Origin of the sequence: Pseudomonas putida, from assembly GCF_028682175.1 — a bacterium.
GTDB classification, from domain to species: domain Bacteria; phylum Pseudomonadota; class Gammaproteobacteria; order Pseudomonadales; family Pseudomonadaceae; genus Aquipseudomonas; species Aquipseudomonas putida_AD.
In genome coordinates, this window is the sequence record NZ_JANHKS010000006.1 from 29,068 (window position 1) to 51,378 (window position 22,311).

General features: G+C 61.9%; 20 protein-coding genes. 12 read left to right on the top strand and 8 right to left on the bottom strand.

Features of this window, described 5'->3' with window-relative positions; translation table 11 throughout:
* Nucleotides 1-70 precede the first annotated feature (70 nt).
* Nucleotides 71-1,117, top strand: coding sequence for an FUSC family protein (locus NPS29_RS06525; RefSeq protein ID WP_274131474.1), 1,047 nt, complete (start codon nt 71-73; stop codon nt 1,115-1,117).
* A gap of 407 nt (nt 1,118-1,524) precedes the next feature.
* On the opposite strand, the gene ppk2 is transcribed toward NPS29_RS06525, so the two are convergent.
* The 5 genes from ppk2 to NPS29_RS06550 all read right to left on the bottom strand — a co-directional run bounded on the left by ppk2 (nt 1,525) and on the right by NPS29_RS06550 (nt 6,700).
* Nucleotides 1,525-2,436: a polyphosphate kinase 2 gene (gene ppk2 / locus NPS29_RS06530; protein WP_274131476.1), complete on the bottom strand. Its 912-nt coding sequence runs from the start codon at nt 2,434-2,436 to the stop codon at nt 1,525-1,527.
* 154 nt (nt 2,437-2,590) lie between these two features.
* Complete coding sequence (locus tag NPS29_RS06535; protein WP_274131478.1) at nt 2,591-3,361, bottom strand: DeoR/GlpR family DNA-binding transcription regulator; 771 nt, start codon at nt 3,359-3,361, stop codon at nt 2,591-2,593.
* 54 nt (nt 3,362-3,415) lie between these two features.
* Nucleotides 3,416-4,417: a 4-hydroxythreonine-4-phosphate dehydrogenase PdxA gene (gene pdxA, locus NPS29_RS06540; RefSeq protein WP_274131480.1), complete on the bottom strand. Its 1,002-nt coding sequence runs from the start codon at nt 4,415-4,417 to the stop codon at nt 3,416-3,418.
* Nucleotides 4,410-5,699, bottom strand: a complete 1,290-nt coding sequence (locus tag NPS29_RS06545; protein WP_274131482.1) for a four-carbon acid sugar kinase family protein — start codon at nt 5,697-5,699, stop codon at nt 4,410-4,412. Before NPS29_RS06545 ends, pdxA begins: the two co-directional genes overlap by 8 nt.
* Complete coding sequence (locus NPS29_RS06550; RefSeq protein WP_274131484.1) at nt 5,696-6,700, bottom strand: 2-keto-3-deoxygluconate permease; 1,005 nt, start codon at nt 6,698-6,700, stop codon at nt 5,696-5,698. The genes NPS29_RS06545 and NPS29_RS06550 overlap by 4 nt, the downstream gene beginning before the upstream one ends.
* A gap of 263 nt (nt 6,701-6,963) precedes the next feature.
* Here NPS29_RS06550 and NPS29_RS06555 point away from each other — a divergent pair, with 263 nt between their 5' ends.
* The 10 genes from NPS29_RS06555 to NPS29_RS06600 all read left to right on the top strand — a co-directional run bounded on the left by NPS29_RS06555 (nt 6,964) and on the right by NPS29_RS06600 (nt 18,014).
* A complete protein-coding gene (locus tag NPS29_RS06555) occupies nt 6,964-7,425 on the top strand; it encodes an Lrp/AsnC family transcriptional regulator (protein ID WP_274131486.1) in 462 nt (153 codons plus the stop codon).
* Nucleotides 7,426-7,544: 119 nt separating this feature from the next.
* Nucleotides 7,545-9,239 carry a flavin monoamine oxidase family protein gene (locus tag NPS29_RS06560; RefSeq protein ID WP_274131488.1) on the top strand — a complete coding sequence of 565 codons (1,695 nt, stop codon included), beginning with the start codon at nt 7,545-7,547 and terminating at the stop codon, nt 9,237-9,239.
* Between the two features lie 10 nt (nt 9,240-9,249).
* On the top strand, nt 9,250-10,050 hold the full coding sequence (locus tag NPS29_RS06565) for a carbon-nitrogen hydrolase family protein (RefSeq protein WP_274131489.1): 801 nt from the start codon (nt 9,250-9,252) through the stop codon (nt 10,048-10,050).
* Between the two features lie 171 nt (nt 10,051-10,221).
* Nucleotides 10,222-12,627, top strand: a complete 2,406-nt coding sequence (pqqF, locus tag NPS29_RS06570) for a pyrroloquinoline quinone biosynthesis protein PqqF (protein WP_274131490.1) — start codon at nt 10,222-10,224, stop codon at nt 12,625-12,627.
* Between the two features lie 174 nt (nt 12,628-12,801).
* On the top strand, nt 12,802-12,873 hold the full coding sequence (pqqA, locus tag NPS29_RS06575; protein ID WP_008365141.1) for a pyrroloquinoline quinone precursor peptide PqqA: 72 nt from the start codon (nt 12,802-12,804) through the stop codon (nt 12,871-12,873).
* A gap of 98 nt (nt 12,874-12,971) precedes the next feature.
* Nucleotides 12,972-13,883: a pyrroloquinoline quinone biosynthesis protein PqqB gene (gene pqqB / locus NPS29_RS06580; RefSeq protein ID WP_274131491.1), complete on the top strand. Its 912-nt coding sequence runs from the start codon at nt 12,972-12,974 to the stop codon at nt 13,881-13,883.
* A 137-nt stretch (nt 13,884-14,020) separates the two neighbouring features.
* On the top strand, nt 14,021-14,776 hold the full coding sequence (gene pqqC / locus NPS29_RS06585) for a pyrroloquinoline-quinone synthase PqqC (RefSeq protein ID WP_274131492.1): 756 nt from the start codon (nt 14,021-14,023) through the stop codon (nt 14,774-14,776).
* On the top strand, nt 14,773-15,048 hold the full coding sequence (pqqD, locus tag NPS29_RS06590) for a pyrroloquinoline quinone biosynthesis peptide chaperone PqqD (RefSeq protein WP_274131494.1): 276 nt from the start codon (nt 14,773-14,775) through the stop codon (nt 15,046-15,048). The genes pqqC and pqqD overlap by 4 nt, the downstream gene beginning before the upstream one ends.
* Nucleotides 15,020-16,222, top strand: coding sequence for a pyrroloquinoline quinone biosynthesis protein PqqE (gene pqqE / locus NPS29_RS06595; RefSeq protein ID WP_274131496.1), 1,203 nt, complete (start codon nt 15,020-15,022; stop codon nt 16,220-16,222). Before pqqD ends, pqqE begins: the two co-directional genes overlap by 29 nt.
* A complete protein-coding gene (locus NPS29_RS06600) occupies nt 16,188-18,014 on the top strand; it encodes a S9 family peptidase (protein WP_274131498.1) in 1,827 nt (608 codons plus the stop codon). The genes pqqE and NPS29_RS06600 overlap by 35 nt, the downstream gene beginning before the upstream one ends.
* A gap of 205 nt (nt 18,015-18,219) precedes the next feature.
* Here NPS29_RS06600 and NPS29_RS06605 read toward each other — a convergent pair whose 3' ends face one another.
* Entirely contained in the window at nt 18,220-18,381 is a 162-nt protein-coding gene (locus NPS29_RS06605) for a YqaE/Pmp3 family membrane protein (protein WP_274131500.1), read from the bottom strand.
* Between the two features lie 173 nt (nt 18,382-18,554).
* Nucleotides 18,555-19,211: an aminotransferase class III-fold pyridoxal phosphate-dependent enzyme gene (locus tag NPS29_RS06610; protein ID WP_274131501.1), complete on the bottom strand. Its 657-nt coding sequence runs from the start codon at nt 19,209-19,211 to the stop codon at nt 18,555-18,557.
* Nucleotides 19,212-19,373: 162 nt separating this feature from the next.
* On the opposite strand from NPS29_RS06610, the gene NPS29_RS06615 reads away from it, so the two are divergent.
* Nucleotides 19,374-20,282 (top strand): LysR family transcriptional regulator, encoded by a 909-nt coding sequence (locus tag NPS29_RS06615; RefSeq protein WP_274131502.1) that lies wholly within the window; start codon nt 19,374-19,376, stop codon nt 20,280-20,282.
* Between the two features lie 245 nt (nt 20,283-20,527).
* Here the strand turns inward: NPS29_RS06615 and NPS29_RS06620 are convergent, their stop codons facing one another.
* The gene (locus tag NPS29_RS06620; protein WP_274131504.1) at nt 20,528-22,306 is read right to left on the bottom strand and encodes an acyl-CoA dehydrogenase C-terminal domain-containing protein; all 1,779 of its coding nucleotides are present in this window, start codon (nt 22,304-22,306) and stop codon (nt 20,528-20,530) included.
* Between the last annotated feature and the right edge of the window lie 5 nt (nt 22,307-22,311).

The window sequence follows — 22,311 nt, forward strand, 5'->3', positions numbered from 1 at the left end:
ACCAGAAGCTCTGGGCCGGGCGTTTGCTAGTTATCCGGATACATTCGCCACTTTCAGGGTCTGTTACCCCATGAATATCCTCTCCCTGCCCGCCTTTCTGCGCCCGCTGCTGCGTCCTTTGCTGGACCCATACCGCCGCTATCTGTACGCGCGCTACATTCACGCCGGTCGCATCGTGGTCGGCCTGATCGTGTCGATTCTGCTGACCACCGGCATTCATCTGCCCCACGGCGAATGGGCGTCGGTCACGATGCTGATCGTGATCGGCGGATTGCAGCATCACGGCAATATCGGCAAGAAGTCGGTGGAGCGGGCCTATGGCACCCTGATCGGCGCGGCGCTCGGGTTGATGGTGGTGGCGCAGCAGATGTACCTGGGCATGCCCTTGCTGACGTACTGCATCATGGCGCTGATCTGCGGGTTCTTCGCCTATCACGCCATCGGCAAGGGCGGTTACACGGCGCTGCTCTCGGCCATTACGTTGTTTATCGTTGCGGGCCATGGCGACAACCCGATCACCGATGGGCTGTGGCGCACTGTGGATATCCTGATCGGCATCGTGCTGGCCCTGGCGTTCTCCTTCGCCCTGCCGCTGTATGCGGTGTACTCGTGGCGCTACAACCTGGCCAAGGGGTTGCGCAATTGCGCCAAGGTGTACGAGCGGATTTGCAGCGGGCAGTCGATCACGGCTGACGAGCATCTGAAACTGACGGCCAAGCTCAACGCAACGATGCTGCAGTTAAGGTCGCTGATGCCATCGGTGTCCAAGGAGGTGAGGATTTCAGCGGTGGAGCTGGACGCGATACAGGGGCATTTCCGGATGTGTCTGAGCACCCTGGAAATTCTTTCCAATCTTCGCCCGGCGGACATGGGGGCGACCGGCCTGGACGCCGAACAACGGCGTATCCGGCGCATGCTGATCGGCATGGCTCGCGCGTTGCAAAGCGGCGCGACAGAGCGCCTCAAGCGGCCGACCGAATCCTTGTCGGTGGGGCCAGAAGCGCCTGCGGCCTCGGCTGAAATGCTGGGTTATCAGTTGATGAACCGGCAGTTGGCGCTGAACCTCGAAGGGCTGCAACAGCGGTTGGCCAAGACGGCCAGGAAGTGGAAGATCTGATTCGGAGTTCGCCGCCTCTAGACGTTCGCCTTCGCGGTTATGGCGACCTTCAAGACGTCGACGCCGGCAAGCCGTACTGCTACGAGATCGGGTGGAACGCCTATCTTCGTGACCCCCTATGACGACGTAGCAGTCCGGCTTGCCGGCGTCGGCGATCTTGAGGGCCTCCCCGCCGGCAAGCCGTGCTGCTACGAGATCGGGGTGAAGCGCGTATCTTCGTGACATCCTATGACGACGTAGCAGTCCGGCTTGCCGGCGTCGGCGATCTTGAGGGCTTCCCCGCCGGCAAGCCGTGCTGCTACGGGATCGGGGGGAGGCGCGAATCTTCGTGACAACCAAATCCCCGTAGCAGCCGGGCTTGCCCGCGGGAGCGATCTTGAGGGCACCTCCGCCAGCAGGCAGGGTCCTCAGTAAACCGAAGGCACCACCATGTTGCGCGGCACGGGGGCGCGCAGGTAGTTGGCGTTGTATTCGCGCTCCGGCAGGATCACCTGCGGCGCCTCGACTTCACCACGCGGGATCTGCTCCAGCAAATGATGGATGCAGTTGAGCCGCGCGCGTTTCTTGTCGTCGGCCTCCACGATCCACCACGGCGCCACGTCGGTGTGCGAGCGGGTGAGCATTTCTTCCTTGGCGCGTGTGTAGTCTTCCCAGCGACGGCGCGATTCCAGGTCCATCGGCGAGAGCTTCCACTGTTTCAGCGGATCGTGGATGCGCATCAGGAAGCGGCGATACTGCTCGTCATCGGTGATCGAGAACCAGTACTTGATGAGGATGATGCCCGAGCGCACCAGCATCTTTTCGAACTCGGGAACGGTGCGGAAAAACTCTTCGTATTCTTCGTTATCGCAGAACCCCATGACCCGCTCGACGCCCGCGCGGTTGTACCAGCTACGGTCGAACAGCACCATTTCGCCCGCCGCCGGAAGGTGCGAAACGTAGCGCTGGAAGTACCACTGGGTGCGCTCGCGCTCGCTCGGTGCGGTCAGCGCGGCGACTCGGCAGACCCGAGGATTAAGGCGCTGGGTGATGCGCTTGATCGCGCCGCCCTTGCCCGCCGCGTCACGACCTTCGAACAGCACGACTACCTTGAGCTTCTGGCTGACCACCCAATCCTGCAGCTTGACCAGCTCGCCTTGCAGGCGCAGCAGTTCGCGGAAATACACGCGACGGTCGATGCCTTTAGGGACTTCCTCACCCAGGTCCGCAAGCAGACCGTCAAGACGTGCGTCGTCGTACTCCATCTCCAGTTCTTCGTCGAAGCTGTCGAGGATGTCGGCTTGGATGTAGCGGGCGGTTTCGGAAATATCCAGACTCATGAGAGGGCTCCCAGCGTGGATTCAGAGGGTCAGGGAGCCGATTTAGACATGCCGGGAGTGACAGCTGAATGACAAAGCGGTGACAGCAGGGAAAAGTCCTACAAATATTGGGGAAACAGCCTACGAACACCAGTAAACGCAGGTCCTTTGGCGCTCAGGCGTCTGCAGTTTCCACCGAGATCTGCTGCATCGCCTTGAACGGCGCCAGCAACGACTCATCCGCCTCACCGGAGGTGATCAGCGTCCACTCGCGCTCGATGGGGGTCCAGTGTTGCTGGCGGGCGCGACCCAGCTTGTCTACATCCGCCAGCACGAACACCTGGGCGGCGCGCTTGATGATGCACTCCTTGAGATAGGCCTGCTGATCACTGGCTTCGCAGAGCCCGAACTCCGCCACCACGCCGTCCGCGCCCAGGAACGCCTTGTCCACGCTCAAGCGGCTGAGGGTCAGCTCGGCCAGCGGGCCCAGGGTGCTCATGCTCGAACCGCGCAGGTCACCGCCGATCAACGTCAGACGAATTCCCGGTGCGTTGGCCAGGGTCATCACTGCCAGCAGGTTATTGGTCACCACGTGTACGTTCTGCCGCGAGCACAGGTGCAAGGCCAGCGCCGCGCAGGTGGTGCCGCCATCGAGCAGCACGGTGTCACCCTCTTCGACATGCATCGCCGCCGCCTTGGCGATCACGTCTTTCTGGTCGCGCTGGGCGGACTTGCGTTCCTCCAGCGAGGCTTCCGGCTCATGCACGCCGATCAGCGCAGTGGCACCACCATGGGTGCGCACCAGGTGGCGCTGCTTGGCGAGCATGGTCAGGTCGCGCCGCACCGTCGCCTCCGACACACCCAGGGCAGCGCTCAATTGCTCGACGTTGGTGTCGCGGGCGCGAACCAGTTCGAGAATGGCGCGGTGACGGTCGGTGGCTTTCATGGGTGGCCTCGTGGGTGGAAGGCCGCTGATCTTACACGACCGGGCCACACCTCCTCACCCCCGCCGCGTCGCCAGCTCGGCGCCCTGGCGCAGGGCTTCGAGCAGGCTGCGCTCGTCCGCGATGCCTTTACCGGCGATGTCGAACGCGGTGCCGTGGTCGACCGAGGTACGAATCACTTCCAGGCCCACCGTGACATTGACGCCCGCTTCCAGGCCCAGCACCTTGACCGGGCCATGACCCTGGTCGTGGTACATCGCTACCACCAGGTCGAAATCGCCCCGGCCAGCGCGGAAGAACAGGGTGTCTGCCGGCAGCGGGCCGGTCACGTCCAGACCTTGCTCCTGCAACAGTTTGACCGCCGGAATGATCTTCTCTTCTTCCTCGCCATAACCGAACAGGCCGTTCTCGCCCGCATGCGGGTTGATGCCGCATACGCCGATGCGTGGCCGGGCAATGCCGGACTTGATGAGGGTGGCGTTGCCGCGTTCGATGGTGCGCTGGACCAGGCCCGGCTCGATCTTGCGGATCGCATCGATGATGCCGATGTGAGTGGTCACGTGAATGACCCGCAGTTGCGGCGCCACCAGCATCATCGACACTTCGTCGACGTTGGTCAGGTGGGCCAGCATCTCGGTGTGGCCGGGGTATTTGTGGCCACCGGCATGCAGTGCTTCCTTGTTCAGCGGTGCGGTGCAGATCGCGTCGATCTCGCCGGCTTCGGCCAGCTTCACCGCACGGGCGATGTACTGGTAGGCGCCGTCACCAGCAATGGGTGACAACTCGCCAAAAGGCAGGTCGGCCGGGATCAGGTTCAGGTCGATGCAATCCACCACGCCCTTTTCGTACAGGGCCTGGGAGGCGTCGTCGATACGGCGGATCTTCAGGCTGCCCTTGACGATTTCATTGGCCAGCTCCAGACGCCCGGCATCGCCGATCACCAGCGGTCGGCACTGCTGATACACCACGTCGTGGGCGAGGCTCTTGACGATGCACTCAGGACCGACGCCAGTCGCGTCGCCCATGGTGATACCGATGACTGGCAAATAATTACTCATGATTCTTACCTTGTAGAGCAGGATTCGTTACAAGACCTGCGGACGATTCCACAGGCGCTACAGCGTTGTTCATATGCAGCCAGGCGGCGTAGAGCGCGTGATCGGTGCCGAACGCCCCGGCCTTGGTCACCACGCCCGGACGATGACCGTCCCGGCTTGCGATCGGGCGGCCAAAGGCAACACCCGCTTCGATTTCACAGAGCAATTGCAGGCTGCCGATCCCCACCGCGCCGAGCATGGCGCGGGCGGTTTCGCCACCAGTGGCCACCAGCCCGCCGACATGGGCGAAATGCGGCCTGACCAGCGCGGCCAGCAGCGTCGAAAGGCGCGCACCTTCGGCCGGATCGAATGCGTCGTCACGGCCAATGCGCAGCAGCAGATCTTCGCCGCGACGCAAACATTGGCCGATGCGCATTTCCCAACCAGCCCAGTCCGCATGGGCCATGCCGTGACGCAACACGGCAGGCGGGACAATCAGTTCACCGATGCCGGAGCGCTCCTTGAGCAGCGCGCACTGGCGTTCGGAAACGCTGGACAGGCTGCCGACCAGAACCAGCGTCGGCGCGAACTTCTCAGGGGCTTGTGCAGGAACTGCCACCTGTTCAGACAGCGCAGCGATTTCCCGCGCCAGCCCGCCGGACCCGACCCAGAACAGCGCCAGCGCCTCGGTCATCTGCAGCGTAACGCTGGCCAGAACGTGCAGATCGGCGGTGGTCTGCGCATCGACGATCAAGGCTTCGACGCCACTGCCGGCGATTTCGGCAATGTGCCTGACCAATGCAATGGAATCGCCTCGCAGCAGTTCAAGGTTCAGCTTCGCAGTGCGCAGGCCCTCACCCTCGAGCATCGAGGCGATGTCTGCCGAACGCTCGGCATGTTCCAGCTTCCAGGTGTCAGTGGTTTCCAGCGGCTGACCATTGACCAGCACCCGGCCCTCAAGAGTGGTGCGCCCGGTGGCAGGAAATGCCGGCGCGACAATCGCAAGGCCCGCCTGGGGTTGCAGGGCAGCGACTTCAGCCGCCCAGTTGCCGCGCAAGGTCGAATCGATTTTCTTGTACAGGTGCTGCCGGGGCCGGCGCAGCACCTGCCAGGCCGACAGCGTGCGCTGACCTGCTGCATCGGCAGACAGGCGGCGGGTGTCGGTGTCGATGGCGACCACGCTGGCATCGCCGGTGTCATGGGACGCATCGAGGGTCACCACCGTGCTCAGCCCGGCGCCGGCGAAGGCAATTGCGCAGTCCGCCGCGCCCGACAGATCATCGGCAATGATCAGCAATGTCATCTCACGGCCTCCTGCTGCGCATTGACCTTCACCTGTTTTGCAGCGTGACGCTCTTTGTGACGCTTGGCGACGGACGCCGTAAGAATCGGCGACAGAACAGCCGTGACCACCACACAAGCGGCCACCAGCAGAGTCGCGGAATTCGCGGCCTCCGTATAGACAGGGTTAGCCGCGGCCACCAGCGCCGGCACTGCCGCAGCGTTACCCGCCGTGTTGGCGGCCGCCATCCCGGCAACACCTGTGCCGCCCGTGGCACGGTCGGCGAAGTACAGCGGAATACCCGTCAGCACCACCACGGCCAGGCCCAGGCCGATGCCCAGCAGGCCGGCCTGCCAGACCTTGTGCAGGTCCAGGCTGGCACCCAGCGCCAGGGCGAAGAAGGGAATCATCACCGGCACGGCCTTGGCCAGGAAGTCGCGCATTTCGCGGTCCAGGTTACCCAGCAACATGCCCAGCATCAGTGGCAGGATCGCCCCCACCAGCGTCGGCCAGGGGAATGCCGCCAGGCCCGCAACGCCGAGGGTGACCATGGTCAGGAACGGGCCGGACTCCAGCGACATGACCGAGTAGGCGCCCACGTCTTCGGAACGCCCGTACTGGCCCATCAGCGCCATGTACAGACCACCGTTGGTGTCGTTCATCGCCGCCACGACAGCCAGCGTCGACAGCCCGGCGAACACCCCGGAACTGATCGGCTGCTCGCCCAGGAAGTGCCCCATGACCACGCCAATCACCATGGCAGTGCCGACCTTGGTGCCAAACAGCACCCCGCCTTTCTTCAGCAGGTAAGGCGTGGCCTTCACGTCGATGCTCGCGCCCATGCACACATAGAACACCGCCAGGATCGGCAGCGAACCGGTGAACAGCGCATTGGTGAAGGAGCCGAAGAACTTCGGCATGTCAGGCAGAAACGTCGCGATCAGCGAGCCGATGAGCAACGGCACGATCATCATGCCGCCGGGTACACGTTCGATGGTGCGTTTGATTGGAATCTGGGCCACGGGAATACTCCTTATTTTTATGGTTGCAGCAATGGGTGTGGTGCAGGCGCTAAACACTCAAATCTGCGCGAAATGATCATCTTTGTGATCGATTTGCTCAGACGAGCTTATGCCAATCAAAATAAATGCGCAATTCGATCAATAAAATGTTCATTTCGCGCAGACGAGCGGAGAAACAAGCCCGCAGCTGCGCGCCACGCGGCGCAGGTCGGACACAAATCCCGGTAGCGGGTAATATTGCCCGCTTGCTGATGGAGATTCCCTTGTCCGACACCCGCCCTCCCGCTCTCGACGAAATCGATCGCCAGTTGATCGCGGCCCTGCAGATCAACGCCCGCGAGCCCGTCGCCAATCTGGCCCGGCAGTTGGGGATCGCACGTACCACTGTCACCTCTCGCCTGGCGCGCCTGGAGAAAACCCGAATCATCACCGGCTACGGCGTGCGCCTGAGCCAGCGGGTCGTCGATGGCGGCCTGCAGGCTTATGTCGGGATCACCGTGCAGCCTCGTTCGGGCAAGGAAGTGTTGCGGCGTTTGAGCGCGCTGGCGCAGGTTCAGCAGTTGTGCGCGGTCAGTGGCGAATTCGACTACGTGGCCTGGCTGCGCACCGATTCACCCGAACAGCTGGACCAGTTGCTGGACCTGATCGGCAGCGTCGACGGCGTGGAAAAGACCACCACCTCGATCATCCTCAGCAGCAAGATCGATCGCGGGCAGCCGGTCTGACCAAAAAGTTCGTCATTTTGACTGATTTATCTACACAACGACGACACTCTGCGTCTTATTAACGTCTCAACTGTTATCTAGACTTTCCTTTTCGCGCCACAGTCGAACAAGGTCAGTCCATGAAGAACAATCGCCACCCCGCCGACGGCAAAAAACCGATCACGATTTTCGGTCCGGACTTTCCGTTCGCCTTTGACGACTGGATCGAACACCCGGCCGGCCTGGGCAGCATTCCCCAGGAAAATCACGGCAAGGAAGTGGCCATCGTCGGTGCTGGCATCGCGGGGCTGGTCGCGGCTTACGAGTTGATGAAACTGGGCCTCAAGCCGGTCGTCTACGAAGCCTCGAAAATGGGCGGCCGCTTGCGCTCGCAGCAATTCGAAGGCGCCGAAGGCATCATCGCCGAACTGGGCGGCATGCGCTTCCCGGTGTCCTCCACGGCGTTCTACCACTACGTCGACAAACTGGGTCTTGAATCAAAACCCTTCCCCAACCCGCTGACCGCAGCCTCTGGCAGCACTGTCATCGACCTGGAAGGTGCTACCCACTACGCACAGAAACTGTCGGACTTGCCTGCACTGTTTCAGGAGGTGGCCGACGCCTGGGCCGATGCGCTGGAAGACGGCGCGCAGTTCGCCGACATTCAGCAAGCCATCCGCGACCGCGACGTGCCACGCCTAAAGGAACTGTGGGACAAGCTGGTGCCGCTGTGGGACGACCGCACTTTCTACGATTTCGTCGCCACCTCAAAAGCCTTCGCCAAGCTGTCGTTCTATCACCGCGAAGTGTTCGGCCAGGTCGGTTTCGGCACCGGCGGCTGGGACTCGGACTTCCCCAACTCGATGCTGGAAATCTTTCGCGTGGTGATGACCAACTGCGACGATCACCAGCACCTCATCGTCGGCGGCGTCGAGCAAGTGCCGCTGGGTATCTGGCGTCACGCGCCGGAACGTTGTGCTCACTGGCCGGAAGGCACCAGCCTCTCGACCCTGCACCACGGCGCGCCGCGTACCGGGGTCAAGCGCATTGCCCGCTCCGCCGACGGCCAGTTTGCCGTGACCGACAATTGGGGTGACACCCGGCATTACGACGCTGTGCTCGCCACCTGCCAGAGCTGGCTGCTGACCACCCAGATCGAATGCGAAGAGTCGCTGTTTTCGCAGAAGATGTGGATGGCCCTGGACCGCACCCGCTACATGCAGTCGTCGAAAACCTTTGTCATGGTCGATCGCCCGTTCTGGAAGGACAAGGACCCGGAAACCGGCCGCGACCTGATGAGCATGACCCTGACCGACCGCCTGACCCGCGGCACCTACCTGTTCGACAACGGCACCTACGCCAATGGCACCGAGAAGCCGGGGGTGATTTGTCTGTCGTACTCATGGATGAGCGATGCGCTGAAAATGCTGCCGCACCCAGTGGAAAAGCGCGTCAGCCTGGCCTTGGGCGCGCTGAAAAAGATCTACCCGAAGGTGGATATCGCCGCGCGCATCATCGGAGATCCGATCACGGTGTCGTGGGAAGCCGACCCGCATTTCCTTGGCGCCTTCAAGGGTGCACTGCCGGGGCACTACCGCTACAACCAGCGGATGTATGCGCACTTCATGCAGAAGGACATGCCTGACGATCAGCGCGGCATTTTCATCGCCGGCGACGACGTGTCATGGACGCCCGCCTGGGTCGAGGGCGCGGTGCAGACCTCGCTCAACGCGGTGTGGGGCATCATGACCCACTTCGGCGGCAAGACCCACGCCGAGAACCCGGGGCCGGGTGACGTTTTCCACGAAATCGGCCCGGTCGTGTTGCCGGAATAAGAGGCTCTCCATGCGCGTCGCTTTGTATCAATGCCCACCCCTGCCGCTGGACATCAGCGGCAACCTGCAGCGCCTGAATACCCAGGCGATCGAAGCGGCGGCCCAAGGCGCTACGCTGCTGGTCTGCCCGGAGATGTTTCTCAGTGGCTACAACATCGGCGCGCAGGCCGCACGTTCACTGGCCCAGCGCTGCGACGGCCCGGCGGCACAAGCCATCGCCACCATCACCCAGGCGACTGGCGTGGCGATTCTGTATGGCTATCCGGAGCTGGGCGAGAACGATCAGGTCTTCAACGCGGTGCAGCTGATCGACGCCAAAGGTGCACGCCTCTGCAATTACCGTAAGACGCATCTCTACGGTGAGCTGGACAAGTCGATGTTCAGTGCAGGAGAGGAGCATTTTCCGGTTGTGGAATTCGACGGCTGGAAGCTGGGTTTCCTGATCTGCTATGACGTGGAATTTCCCGAGAACACCCGGCGGCTGGCGCTGGAAGGCGTGAACCTGATTCTGGTGCCGACCGCCAACATGGAACCGTACGACTTCGTCGCCGAAGTCACGGTGCGTGCGCGCGCGTTCGAAAACCAGTGCTATCTGGTGTACGCCAACTACTGCGGCAGCGAAGGCCCGATTCATTACTGCGGACTGAGCAGCATCTGCGCGCCGGACGGCAAGCAGGTTGGGCTGGCGGGGCACGAGGAAGCCCTGGTGGTGGCGGATCTGGATCGGCAGGTCATGGGCAAATCCCAGGCGATCAACACCTACTTCAAGGACCGACGCCCCGGTTTCTATTCCGGGCTGAGCAAACCCTGAGTAGCACCTCACCCGTAGCAGCACGGCTTGCCGGCGGGAGCGGTGTGTCAGTACCTGATGAAGTGACTGACACACGGCCCCGCCGGCAAGCCGTGCTGCTACGGGGCATGCCGCCTGATCGGGAATCCGCTAGCATGACCCGTCACGCCCCAACGCTTTGCGGAAATCGTCATGCCTGCACCCGACTCAACCACCCACCGCTCCCTGACCCTGCCCAACGGCCTGCGGGTGGAGCTGTGCTGTGCGCCGCGCCTGAAGCGTTCTGCAGCGGCACTGCGGGTGGCGGCGGGCAGCCATGATGTGGCGCCGCAATGGCCAGGGCTGGCGCACTTTCTTGAGCACCTGTTCTTTCTCGGCACGGAGCGATTTCCTGCCGATCAGAAGCTGATGGCCTATGTTCAGCGTCATGGCGGGCAACTCAACGCCAGCACTCGCGAACGCACCACCGACTTTTTCTTTGAGCTGGCGCCTGCTGCATTCGCCGGAGGTCTTGCGCGGCTGTGCGAAATGCTCGCGCATCCTCGTATGACGCTGGACGATCAGTTGCGGGAAAGGGAAGTGTTGCACGCAGAGTTCATCGCCTGGTCCCGGGATGCCGCATCACGGGAACAGCTCAAGCGCTTGCAGCCGCTTTCGCCCCTGCACCCGTTGCGCGGGTTCCACGCCGGAAATCGCTTCAGCTTGCCGGTCCCGCGTCAGGCGTTTCAGCAGGCGCTGCAGGATTTTTATCGCACCTTCTATCAGGGCGGCCAGATGACCTTGAGCCTGGCCGGGCCGCAGCCGCTGGATGAGTTGGAGGCTCTGGCGCGGGCCCATGGCGGGTATTTCACAAAGGGCAGTCGGGTGCAGCAACAGATGCCCCCGGCGCTGATGGATGGCCAGCGCGAATACAAGGCCGATACCGATCAGCTTCAGATTCATCTGATGTTCCCGTGCGAAGGGCTGCCCGAGGGGCACGAACAGGCGGCGGCCTTCCTCTGCACCTGGATGAACAATACGCAACCGGGCGGGCTGGTCGCGCAATTGCGGGAGCGGGGGTTGATCGAGTCGCTCAAGGCTCAGGTGGTGTATGAGTTTGCGGGGCAGGCGTTGCTTGAGATAGATGTCGTTACGTCTGACGTCATCGCGAGCAAGCTCACTCCTACAGGATGTTCGCAATCTTCTGTAGGAGTGAGCTTGCTCGCGATAGCGTCAGGACGGGCAACACAAATCCAAGGTTTGATACTCAACTGGCTGACATTCTTCAAAACCCACCACCGCAACCTGCTCGGCGAGCACACGCGGCTGGAACAACGTCGCCTCGCCGTCAGCACCGCCCTGCCCCTGGCCCGACACTACAGCGCCCAGCCAACGGACTTGAACGATAACGCGATCGACGCCCTTCTCGACCAACTCACAGCTCCGGTCAATTTGCCATCCATGGCCTTGGGCGAGATCAACTGGCGCTTGCCTGAGGCCAACCCGTTCCTGCGCGCGCCATCCACGCCGATCAGCACGGCCACTACGCTGCCTGCCATGACCTTCAGCGACGCCCTGCCGATGACCGGCGAGGCCGCCCTCTACCTGCGCTGGACCCTCCCCGCGCCGCAGCCGATGCTGCACCGAATGCTCAACGACAGCCTCAAGGCCCTGACCGCAGACGCCCAGCAGGCAGGCGTCACGCTGGCATTCACGGCCTACGGCAACTATTGGCAACTTAAATTGAGTGGCTTGGCCGAACCTGTGCCGGCCGTGCTGGAAAAAGCGCTGCAACTGCTTTCCCGTCCCGATGGGCAAACCCTGGCGAGATACGGTCAGCCGCTGACAGACCCCGCCCCCATTCCAATCCGTCAGTTGCTCGCCACCCTTGCTGATCACTTTTTGAACAGTACGCTTACCACGGAAACCAACGACTTGCAGAGCGTCTGGGCCAGCTCGCGCTGGGGCGGTTTTGCCACAGGGGTCGGCACGGCGCTGAATCACACCCTGCAACAGGTGCCCGGCAAGCCGGATAACGCGCCGATAGAACCGGCTGCCCAGATCCCAGGCCAGCGCTGGCGCAGCGAGCCGTCGGACTCTTCTGAAAATGCTGTGCTGCTTTTTTACCCGACGCCTTCGAACAGCATTGAGGATGAGGCCGTCTGGCGATTATTCGCTCATCTGGTTCAGGCCCCTTTCTACCAACGTCTTCGGGTTGAAATGCAACTGGGCTACGCAGTTTTCAGCGGTTTCCGACAGATTGCCGGGCAAGGCGGGCTGTTGTTTGGCGTGCAATCTCCCAGCGCCGACGTTGAACAACTGGTCGGACACACCGAGACATTCCTGCAAACCTTGCCTGAGCTGGTCGCGCAAGCAGACCTGCCTGCGGAGCTCGCAACGCTGGCCGGCCAGACGGACCCTGGCGCCATGGAAATCCCCGCAGCGGCCGAGCTTCTCTGGCAGGCGCACCTGTGCGGGCACCCCCAGGATTACCTCAAGCGGGTGCAACATTCGTTTGCACATTTGACCCCAGCGATGCTGCGGGATGCCGCCAGTCGGATAGCGCTACCTCAGAGGGCCCGCCTTTGCCTGGCAAACCGCCCTGACCCACGCGTCTAGCTGGCTGCAGCGAACCCATCGTTGCCTGATCTGTAAAAATCTTTATCGGATATTTCATCATTGAGCCGGAGTAAATTTTAGTAACATAGCTGCCTAAGCATTTGAACGTCTCCTCTCGTAGGTGTACTAAAGATGTACCCACCCACCGTTGCATTAACCCAGAAGGAGTCTTTTATGTGGACTAAACCTGCTTACACTGATCTGCGCATCGGCTTTGAAGTAACCATGTACTTCGCAAGCCGTTAATGTTTGCGCGGTGACAAGCCTCGGTTCGCCGGGGCTTTTTTGTTCCAGCACTCAAGATTTTTCTGGCCCGGCAGGCGGCCAATCGGCACGGAGTACCCATGCAAATCCAGATTCTCGGCTCCGCTGCAGGCGGCGGTTTCCCCCAATGGAACTGCAACTGCGTCAATTGCGCAGGCTTTCGTGACGGCAGCCTGCGGGCACATGCTCGCACTCAGTCATCCATTGCCCTGTCAGATGACGGCGTGAATTGGGTACTGTGCAACGCCTCCCCCGACATCCGGGCGCAACTGCAAGGCTTTGCCCCCATGCAGCCCAATCGCGGCCTGCGCGACACCGGCATCAGCGCGATCATCCTGATGGACAGCCAGATCGACCACACCACGGGGCTTTTGAGCCTGCGCGAGGGTTGCCCGCATCAGGTGTGGTGTACCGACATGGTCCATGAAGACCTGACCACCGGCTTCCCGCTGTTCAACATGCTCAAGCACTGGAACGGTGGCCTTGTGTGGAACCGCATCGAACTGCAAGGCAGCTTCGTGATTCCGGCTTGCCCGAACTTGCGCTTTACGCCGTTTCCTCTGCGTAGCGCGGCGCCACCCTACTCGCCGCACCGATTCGACCCACACCCGGGCGATAACATCGGGCTGATGGTCGAAGACCTCAGGACCGGCGGCAAGCTGTTCTACGCACCGGGCCTGGGCAAGGTCGATGATGCCCTCATGGAGAAGATGAGCGGCGCCGACTGCTTGCTGGTGGACGGCACGATGTGGGACGACGACGAGATGAAGCGGCGCGGCGTGGGCACGCGCACCGGGACCGAAATGGGCCATCTGGCGCAGAATGGCCCGGGCGGAATGCTCGAAGTGCTGGAAAAACTGCCGCGCCAGCGCAAGGTGCTGATCCACATCAACAACACCAACCCGATCCTCGACGAAGACTCGCCCGAGCGCGCGGAACTGGCCCGCCGCGAAGTCGAAGTGGCTTTCGATGGCATGAGTATCGAGCTTTAACGACGCGAATAAACTGTGGGAGTGAGCTTGCTCACGAAGGCGTCAGGTCAGCCAGCCCATTTGGCGCAGGCAGATCGCATTCGTGAGCAAGCTCACTCCCACAGGATCTGCGGAAATTCTTCAGGAAGAGTGACGACATGAGCGAAAACACGCCGCTGTCCCCCGCCGAATTCGAACAGGCCCTGCGTGCCAAGGGCGCGTATTACCACATCTATCACCCGTATCACGTGGCGATGTATGAGGGCCGCGCCAGTCGCGAGCAGATTCAGGGCTGGGTCGCCAATCGCTTCTATTACCAGGTGAACATTCCCCTGAAAGATGCGGCAATTCTGGCCAACTGTCCGGATCGCGAGATTCGTCGCGAGTGGATTCAGCGCCTGCTCGACCACGACGGCGCCCCCGGTGAAGACGGCGGCATCGAAGCCTGGTTGCGCCTGGGCCAGGCGGTCGGTCTGGACCCGGACCAACTGCGCTCGCAGGAACTGGTACTGCCAGGCGTAAGATTCGCTGTCGATGCCTATGTGAATTTCGCTCGCCGCGCCAACTGGCAGGAAGCGGCCAGCAGCTCCCTTACCGAACTGTTCGCCCCGCAGATCCACCAGTCCCGCCTCGACAGCTGGCCGCAGCATTACCCGTGGATCGACCCGGCCGGCTACGAATATTTCCGCACCCGCCTGGGCCAGGCTCGACGCGACGTGGAGCATGGTCTGGCGATCACGCTGCAGCACTACACGACCTGGGAAGGCCAGCAGCGCATGCTGGAAATTCTGCAGTTCAAACTCGACATTTTGTGGAGCATGCTCGATGCCATGAGCATGGCGTACGAGCTGAACCGCCCGCCCTATCACAGCGTCACTGACCAGCGCGTCTGGCACAAAGGTATCGAGCTATGAGCTTCAATCGCGAACACGTCCCCACTTGGCGCCGTGGCTACCGCTTCCAGTTCGAACCGGCGCAGAATGGCCATGTGCTGCTCTACCCGGAAGGCATGATCAAGCTCAACGAGAGCGCTGCTGAAATTGGCGGCCTGATCGACGGCAAACGCAGCGTCGGTGCGATCATCGCCCTGCTGGACGAAAAATTCCCCGGCGTTCCCGAGCTTGGCAGCGATGTCGAGCAATTCATGGAGGTCGCGCGTGCAGAACACTGGATCGAGCTTGCCTGACGCTGCAACCCAAGCCCCCGTGTCAGGCGAATCCAAGGTGCACATCCCGCCTACGCCACCGGTCGGGCTGCCGCTGTGGCTGCTCGCGGAATTGACCTACCGCTGCCCGCTGCAATGTCCGTACTGCTCCAACCCGTTGGACTTCGCCAGGCAAGGGCAGGAGCTGACGACCGAACAGTGGTTCAAGGTCATGGCCGAAGCCCGGCAAATGGGCGCGGCGCAAATCGGCTTTTCCGGCGGTGAGCCGCTGGTGCGCCAGGATCTCTCGCTATTGATCGCCGAAGCGCGGCGGCTGGGGTTCTACACCAACCTCATTACCTCCGGCATTGGCCTGACCGAGCAGAAAATCATCGATTTCAAGGAAGCCGGCCTGGACCACATCCAGATCAGCTTCCAGGCCAGCGACGAGCAAGTGAACAACATGCTCGCAGGCTCGAAAAAAGCCTTCGCCCAGAAGCTGGAAATGGCCCGTGCAGTGAAAAAACACGGCTATCCGATGGTGCTCAACTTCGTGACCCACCGGCACAATATCGACCGCATCGACAAGATCATCGAGCTGTGTGTGGCGCTGGAGGCGGACTTCGTCGAATTGGCGACCTGCCAGTTCTACGGCTGGGCGCACCTGAACCGCGTTGGCCTGCTGCCGACCAAGGATCAACTGGTGCGCGCTGAACGCATCACCAACGAATACCGGGAGAAGCTTGCCGCCGAGAATCATCCGGTGAAGCTGATTTTCGTCACACCCGACTACTACGAAGAGCGCCCGAAAGCCTGCATGAACGGCTGGGGCAACCTGTTCCTGACCGTCACGCCGGATGGCACCGCCCTGCCCTGCCACGGCGCGCGGCAGATGCCGATCCAGTTCCCCAATGTGCGTGATCACAGCATGCAACACATCTGGTATGACTCTTTCGGCTTCAATCGCTTTCGCGGTTACGAATGGATGCCCGAGCCGTGCCGCTCCTGCGATGAAAAGGAAAAAGACTTCGGCGGCTGTCGCTGCCAGGCCTTCATGCTCACCGGCGATGCCAGCAACGCAGACCCTGTGTGCAGCAAATCACAGCACCACGGGCTGATCACCCAAGCCCGCGACGAAGCCGAGTATGCTAGCCAGACCATCGAGCAACTGGCTTTTCGCAATGAACGAAACTCACGGCTCATCGCCAAATCCTGATCTGTTCTCTGCCGCCCAGGCTGTGGCGGCAGGCGTCGATTTCTCCGAGCTGAGCGTCAGCGCCGCCGGCCTCTTCTGGATCGAATTTCGCCCGCAGGATGCGGCCTCGCGCATCTGGCGCTGGAGCAACGGCCTCACCGCCTGCCTGACGCCCGAAGGTTTCAGCGTCCGCACCCGGGTCTACGAGTACGGCGGCGGGTCGTTCTGCCTGACTGACGACGCGCTGGTGTTCGTGAACGAGGCCGACCAGCAGCTCTACCTCCAGCCGTTTGACTCCATCACCCCGCAGCCACTGACCCAGGGTGACAGACGCTTTGCCGACCTGAGCGTTGCCCGTGGCCAGGTGTTCGCCGTGGAAGAGGATCAGGACACGCACCGTCTGGTGAGCATTGACCTGGCAGATGGCAGGCGTGAAGTACTGGCCGAGGGCGCGGACTTTTATGCGGCACCCACCCTGAGCCCCGATGGCGAGCGGCTGGTGTGGATCGAGTGGTGGCGCCCGCACCAGCCCTGGACTTCGACGCGGCTGTTGAGTGTCGAGCGTCTGGCTGATGGTACGTGGGGACGCGCGCACTGCCTGGCGGGCGGGCTGGGGCTCGAAGCGTTGCAGCAACCGCGTTTCGACGAGCAAGGCACGCTGTATTGCATTACCGACCGGGGCGGGTTCTGGCAGCCTTGGGTCGAGACACTGGACGGCTTCAAGGCCCTGCCCGCCGCCAAGGCCGATCACGCGGGCGCTCCTTGGCAGATGGGCGCTTCGAGCTGGCTGCCGACTGGTGATAATGGTTACCTGGCCACTTGGTCGGAGAATGGCGTTGGTGTGCTTGGCCTGCACAGGACTGACGGCTCGGTGGACGATTTCAGCAGCGATTACAGCCGTTTTCGTAGCCTGGCGATGGATGACCAGTACATCTACTGCATCGCTGCGTCGGCAGTCAGCCTTGCGGCCGTGATCGCCATCAATCGACAGGACAAAACCGTCCAGTTGCTGGCAGGCGGTGTCACGCCCCTGCCCGCCGAGCGTATCAGCCGCCCGCAGACCCTGCGCTATCCAAGCGGCTCGGGCGAGGCACACGGCTACTTCTATCCGGTCATGAACGGCGACGCGAAACCGCCACTGGTGGTGTTCGTCCATGGCGGGCCGACCTCAGCCTGCTACCCGGTGCTGGACCCGCGCATCCAGTTCTGGACCCAGCGCGGGTTTGCCGTGGCCGACCTCAACTATCGCGGCAGCACCGGTTACGGCCGGGCGTATCGGCAGGCGCTGTTTCTGGAGTGGGGCGCGGTGGACGTCGAAGACGCCTGCGCCGTGGTCGGGCATCTAGCCGAACGCGGGCTGATCGACCCGAACAAGGCCTTTATCCGTGGCAGCAGCGCGGGTGGATACACGACGCTCTGTGCGCTGGCGTTCAAGGATGTGTTTCGTGCAGGTGCCAGCCTGTATGGCGTGAGCGATCCGCTGGCTCTGGCCGAAGCGACCCACAAGTTCGAGGCGGATTATCTGGACTGGCTGATCGGCGATCCGGACATCGACATGGCGCGCTACAAAGAACGCACGCCGCTGTTACATGCTGACAGAATCAAGGTGCCGGTGATCTTCTTTCAGGGCGAGCTGGACGCGGTGGTGGTCCCCGCCCAGACCCGCGACATGCTCGACGCGCTGAGGGAACGGGGCATTCCGTCAGAAGGCCACTTTTACCCTGAAGAACGCCACGGTTTCCGCAAGGCCGAGAACCTTGCCCATGCGCTGGAAAGCGAATGGGCGTTTTATCGCAAGGTGATCGACAGCTGAGAAACCCGGACCGTAGCAGTCCGGCTTGCCGGCGTGGCGGATTCAAGATCGCTCCCGCCGGCAAGCCGTGCTGCTACGAAGCGTTCGCCGAAAATCTCTGAATGATCACCTCTCACCCCGTAGCAGTCCGGCTTGCCGGCGTGGCGGATTTAAAATCGCAATCGCTGGCAAGCCGGATGAAGACAGGGAAATCCAGGCGACGCTCTTACTTACGGCTGGCAATGATGTAGACCGCGTGGATGATCCCCGGGAAATAACCCAGCAGCGTCAGCAGAATATTCAGCCAGAACGCACCGCCGAATCCGACTTGCAGGAACACGCCCAGGGGTGGCAGCAGGATGGCGACGATGATGCGAATGATGTCCATGGGTGAAGCTCCTGATCGATAAGAGGCCTGTATGGCCCACACAGCTAATCGACCCTGGCGCGTTGGCGGGGTTCAACATCGCATGTCATCAAGCCATCACCCCGGAAAAAAAGCGCCCCGCTCCCAGAGATCCGGTGCGGGGCGAGGCGTACAAAACGCAAGACGGTATTCGGTTATGCAAACAGGCCGTGCAAAGCCTGGATATACGGCGCTGCCTTGGGTTGAGGTCTGGGCGCGGGCCTTGGCGCATGGTGGGAAACCGGCTCCGGCACAAAGCCTGGCAACCTGTCGAGATCAGCCGTGCAGGCATGGCCGCGCACCAGCAACGCCGCGCTGCGGGGGCTGCAATTGGAATGGTCGCCCAGCACCACGATATCGGCGCTGATGCCATAGGCCTCTTCGCACAGCAACCCGCCCTGCTGCCCGGTCGAGCCACGGGCATCATTGAGAATCAGCAGGATGTTCAGCTCGTGGCACAGCGTGGCCACACCTTGCACATAAGCCTGAAAGGCAGGTGTCACGACGCTCTGCCCCTGGAACGGCTCAAGCACGATGGCAACAGTGGCGGAATCGACAGCCGCATCCACCGCAGCCAGGTCATTGAACGGCACCTTAAAACAGTCCGAAACCATCGACTCGATCAGCCCGTCGAAGCGTCCGCCGCTGGCGAGGACCACGCCACACTTGCCGCGCCGATGCCGCTCACCCCATTTGCGGGCCAGCGTCATCGCTCCCGCACAAGCGTCGGATTCACTGGCGAACAGGCCGGCTTCGTCACAGCCGGTGCGAAGGCGCAGACGCTGCAGAGGCGATAGAAGCGAGTGACCCAAACCCTGATCCGGATTTTTCGCTTTACCTATGTAAACACCCTTGGCACCAGCACTTGTCATCGCGTGTTATCGCTCTGTAACCCTCGTGAGTTGCGCGTAGACTAAGGGCCATCAGCCGAAACGACCATTTCGATTTTCCAGCCATTTCGATAAGTATTGCTTATGGATTTCCGCCAACTGCGTTATTTCGTCGCGGTCTATGAAGAAGGCCATGTAGGACGCGCTGCCGAGCGCCTTTCGCTCTCTCAGCCTGCACTCTCCCAGCAGATCCGCCTGCTTGAACACAGCCTTGACGTCAGCCTCTTCGAACGCAGCAGCAAACGCCTGCTGCCGACGCTGGCCGCGCACACCCTCTACAACCACGCGGTGCCGCTGCTCGAAGGCATGCAGCGGGCGCGGGATGCGCTGCGCAACTTCAAGGGTCAGTCGCAGCGCACCCTGGCCATCGGGGTGATGCAGACCGTGCATTCAAGTCTGGTGCCACAGATGCTCGAACACGTGCGCAAGGCCCAGCCGCATCTGGTGGTGCAGATCTATGAATTGAGCGCGATGGAGATCGAGCGCCGCCTGCTCAACGGCTCGCTCGACATCGGCATCAGTTACCTGCCGCCGCGTCAGCCGGGTTTGCACGGCATGCTGCTGTACGAAGACGAACTCAAGCTGGTCATCCCGGCCAGTCATCCGCTGCGTGAATTCAAGAAGGTGTCGATGAGCCAGGCGGCGGAGATGCCGATGCTGTTGCTGGGCGAAGAGTTTCAGGTGCGGCAGATCTGGCAGAGCCAGCTGGCCAACCTCGGTCGCCGCCCCCATGTGCAGGCCGAGCTGAACAACATGGCGGGCATTCTCGACAGCCTCACCCACATGAAGCTTGCGACGGTGTTGCCCGGGCGGGCGCAGAATATTCAGGAAGATGTCGAGCTGTTGTGGAAGCCGTTGAGCGAACCGCGGGTGCCGCTGCAGATTGGCCTGGTGTATCGGGATGCACAAAGACAGCAGGCGACTCTGGAGTTGCTCAAGTCGGTGCTCGATGAGGTGGAGAATCCCAAACCCCCACCGTTTGCAGGGACGTGAGCAGAGGCGAGGATTTGCAGGGCGCAGATAAAAGAAAACCCCGCCTAAGCGAGGTTTTCCAGACTGTTTCCCTGTGACTTCCCTTTCGTCCCGCCGTCCTGGCAGGTATTCCCTACGTGTCCATGTTGTCTGTTTGCGCATCCTGCGCGACGTCCATGTATGTAGATTAAACTTGGATCCGATTCCGCGATAGAGCTAAATGCCAGCACGTCGTGTAAGCAAATGCTTACACGAGCGCGACCGACTCAGAACTGCGCTGCGTCAAGCAGGTACAGGGATTCGCTGCCTGCTTTCACCGACGCTGCAAGCGATTGAATTCGCGGCAAAAGACGCGCGAAGTAGAAACGTGCGGTGCCCATCTTGCTGGCGTAGAAATCTTCCTGCGCCTCTTTGCCCAACGCAGCTTTTGCCGACATCGCCCACATGTAGGCGTAAGCCACATAACCGAACACGTGCAGATACTCGACAGAAGCAGCGCCGATCTCGTTCGGATTGCTGCGCGCACGGTCCAGAACCCAGTCGGTCAATTCATCGAGGGTGGTGAGAGCGGTGCCCAACGGCTTGGTGAATTCACCCAGATTCGCGTCGGATGCATCGATGAACTGACGCACTTCGTCACTGAACAATCTGTAGAAAGCCCCGCCGCTGGCGACGACCTTGCGCCCCATCAGATCCAGCGCCTGGATGCCGTTGGTGCCTTCGTAGATCTGGGTAATGCGCACATCGCGCACCAGTTGCTCCTGGCCCCATTCACGAATGTAGCCGTGGCCGCCGAACACCTGCTGGCCGTGAACGGTGGTTTCCAGCCCGACATCGGTCAAGAACGCCTTGGCCACCGGCGTCAGCAGCGCCACCAGCGAATCGGCGCGCTGACGGGTATCGGCGTCATCGCTGTACTTGGCGGTGTCGAGTTGCATCGCCACGTAGGTCGAGAACGCACGGCCGCCTTCGTTCAGCGCCTTCATGGTCAGCAGCATACGGCGCACGTCGGGATGTACGATGATCGGGTCGGCGATGGTGTCTTTGGACTGGGCACCGGTAGGCGCACGGCTTTGCAGACGGTCGCGGGCGTATTCGATGGCGTTCTGGTACGAACGCTCGCCCGAGGCCAGGCCCTGAATGCCGACGCCCAGACGCTCGTAGTTCATCATGGTGAACATCGCCGCCAGGCCCTTGTTCGGCTCGCCGATCAGGTAGCCTTCTGCCTGATCGAAGTTCATCACGCAGGTGGCAGAGGCCTGGATGCCCATCTTGTGTTCGATGGAGCCGCAGGAGACGGTGTTGCGCGCGCCCACGCTGCCGTCGTCATTGACCAGGAATTTCGGCACCAGGAACAGCGAAATACCTTTCGGGCCCGCCGGCGCGTCCGGCAGTTTTGCCAGCACCAGGTGGATGATGTTTTCGGTGAGGTCGTGCTCGCCGCCGGTGATGAAAATCTTGGTGCCGCTGATCTTGTAGGCGCCGTCGGTCTGCGGCTCGGCCTTGGTGCGGATGATGCCCAGGTCCGTGCCGGCGTGGGCTTCGGTCAGGCACATGGAACCGGCCCAGATGCCGGCATACATGTTGGGCAGGAACTTGCTTTTGAGCGCTTCGCTGGCATGGGTGTTGATCGACACGCAGGCGCCGGAGGTCAGCATCGGGTACAGGCCGAAAGCCAGGCTCGACGAGTTGACCATCTCCTCGACCTGCGCCGAAACGGCCTTGGGCATGCCCATGCCACCGAACTCGGGATTGCCGCCCACACCGACCCAGCCGCCTTCAGCATAGGTCTTGTAGGCCTGGACGAAACCGGCCGGCGTGGTCACCGCGGTGTCTTTCCAGTGGCAGCCTTCTTCATCGGCGGCGCGGCTCAGGGGCGCGACGGACTTGCTGGTGACCTTGCCCGCTTCCTCGAGAATGGCCTCGACGGTTTCGGCATCCACCACCTCGGCCAATTCAGGCAGCGTGGCCCAGAGGGAGGAGATGTCGAACACTTCATTGAGGACGAAGCGCATATCGCGCAGCGGCGCTTTGTAGTCAGCCATGGCAA

What these genes read in the sequence shown, in the direction of transcription:
- pqqC (WP_274131492.1), top strand. Translation starts at nt 14,021, where the DNA reads ATGAGCGAAAACACGCCGCTGTCCCCCGCCGAATTCGAACAGGCCCTG.
- ppk2 (WP_274131476.1), bottom strand. Translation starts at nt 2,436, where the DNA reads ATGAGTCTGGATATTTCCGAAACCGCCCGCTACATCCAAGCCGACATC.
- NPS29_RS06600 (WP_274131498.1), top strand. Translation starts at nt 16,188, where the DNA reads ATGAACGAAACTCACGGCTCATCGCCAAATCCTGATCTGTTCTCTGCC.
- NPS29_RS06615 (WP_274131502.1), top strand. Translation starts at nt 19,374, where the DNA reads ATGGATTTCCGCCAACTGCGTTATTTCGTCGCGGTCTATGAAGAAGGC.
- pdxA (WP_274131480.1), bottom strand. Translation starts at nt 4,417, where the DNA reads ATGAGTAATTATTTGCCAGTCATCGGTATCACCATGGGCGACGCGACT.
- NPS29_RS06545 (WP_274131482.1), bottom strand. Translation starts at nt 5,699, where the DNA reads ATGACATTGCTGATCATTGCCGATGATCTGTCGGGCGCGGCGGACTGC.
- pqqF (WP_274131490.1), top strand. Translation starts at nt 10,222, where the DNA reads ATGCCTGCACCCGACTCAACCACCCACCGCTCCCTGACCCTGCCCAAC.
- pqqB (WP_274131491.1), top strand. Translation starts at nt 12,972, where the DNA reads ATGCAAATCCAGATTCTCGGCTCCGCTGCAGGCGGCGGTTTCCCCCAA.
- NPS29_RS06620 (WP_274131504.1), bottom strand. Translation starts at nt 22,306, where the DNA reads ATGGCTGACTACAAAGCGCCGCTGCGCGATATGCGCTTCGTCCTCAAT.
- NPS29_RS06525 (WP_274131474.1), top strand. Translation starts at nt 71, where the DNA reads ATGAATATCCTCTCCCTGCCCGCCTTTCTGCGCCCGCTGCTGCGTCCT.
- NPS29_RS06535 (WP_274131478.1), bottom strand. Translation starts at nt 3,361, where the DNA reads ATGAAAGCCACCGACCGTCACCGCGCCATTCTCGAACTGGTTCGCGCC.
- NPS29_RS06565 (WP_274131489.1), top strand. Translation starts at nt 9,250, where the DNA reads ATGCGCGTCGCTTTGTATCAATGCCCACCCCTGCCGCTGGACATCAGC.
- pqqD (WP_274131494.1), top strand. Translation starts at nt 14,773, where the DNA reads ATGAGCTTCAATCGCGAACACGTCCCCACTTGGCGCCGTGGCTACCGC.
- NPS29_RS06605 (WP_274131500.1), bottom strand. Translation starts at nt 18,381, where the DNA reads ATGGACATCATTCGCATCATCGTCGCCATCCTGCTGCCACCCCTGGGC.
- NPS29_RS06560 (WP_274131488.1), top strand. Translation starts at nt 7,545, where the DNA reads ATGAAGAACAATCGCCACCCCGCCGACGGCAAAAAACCGATCACGATT.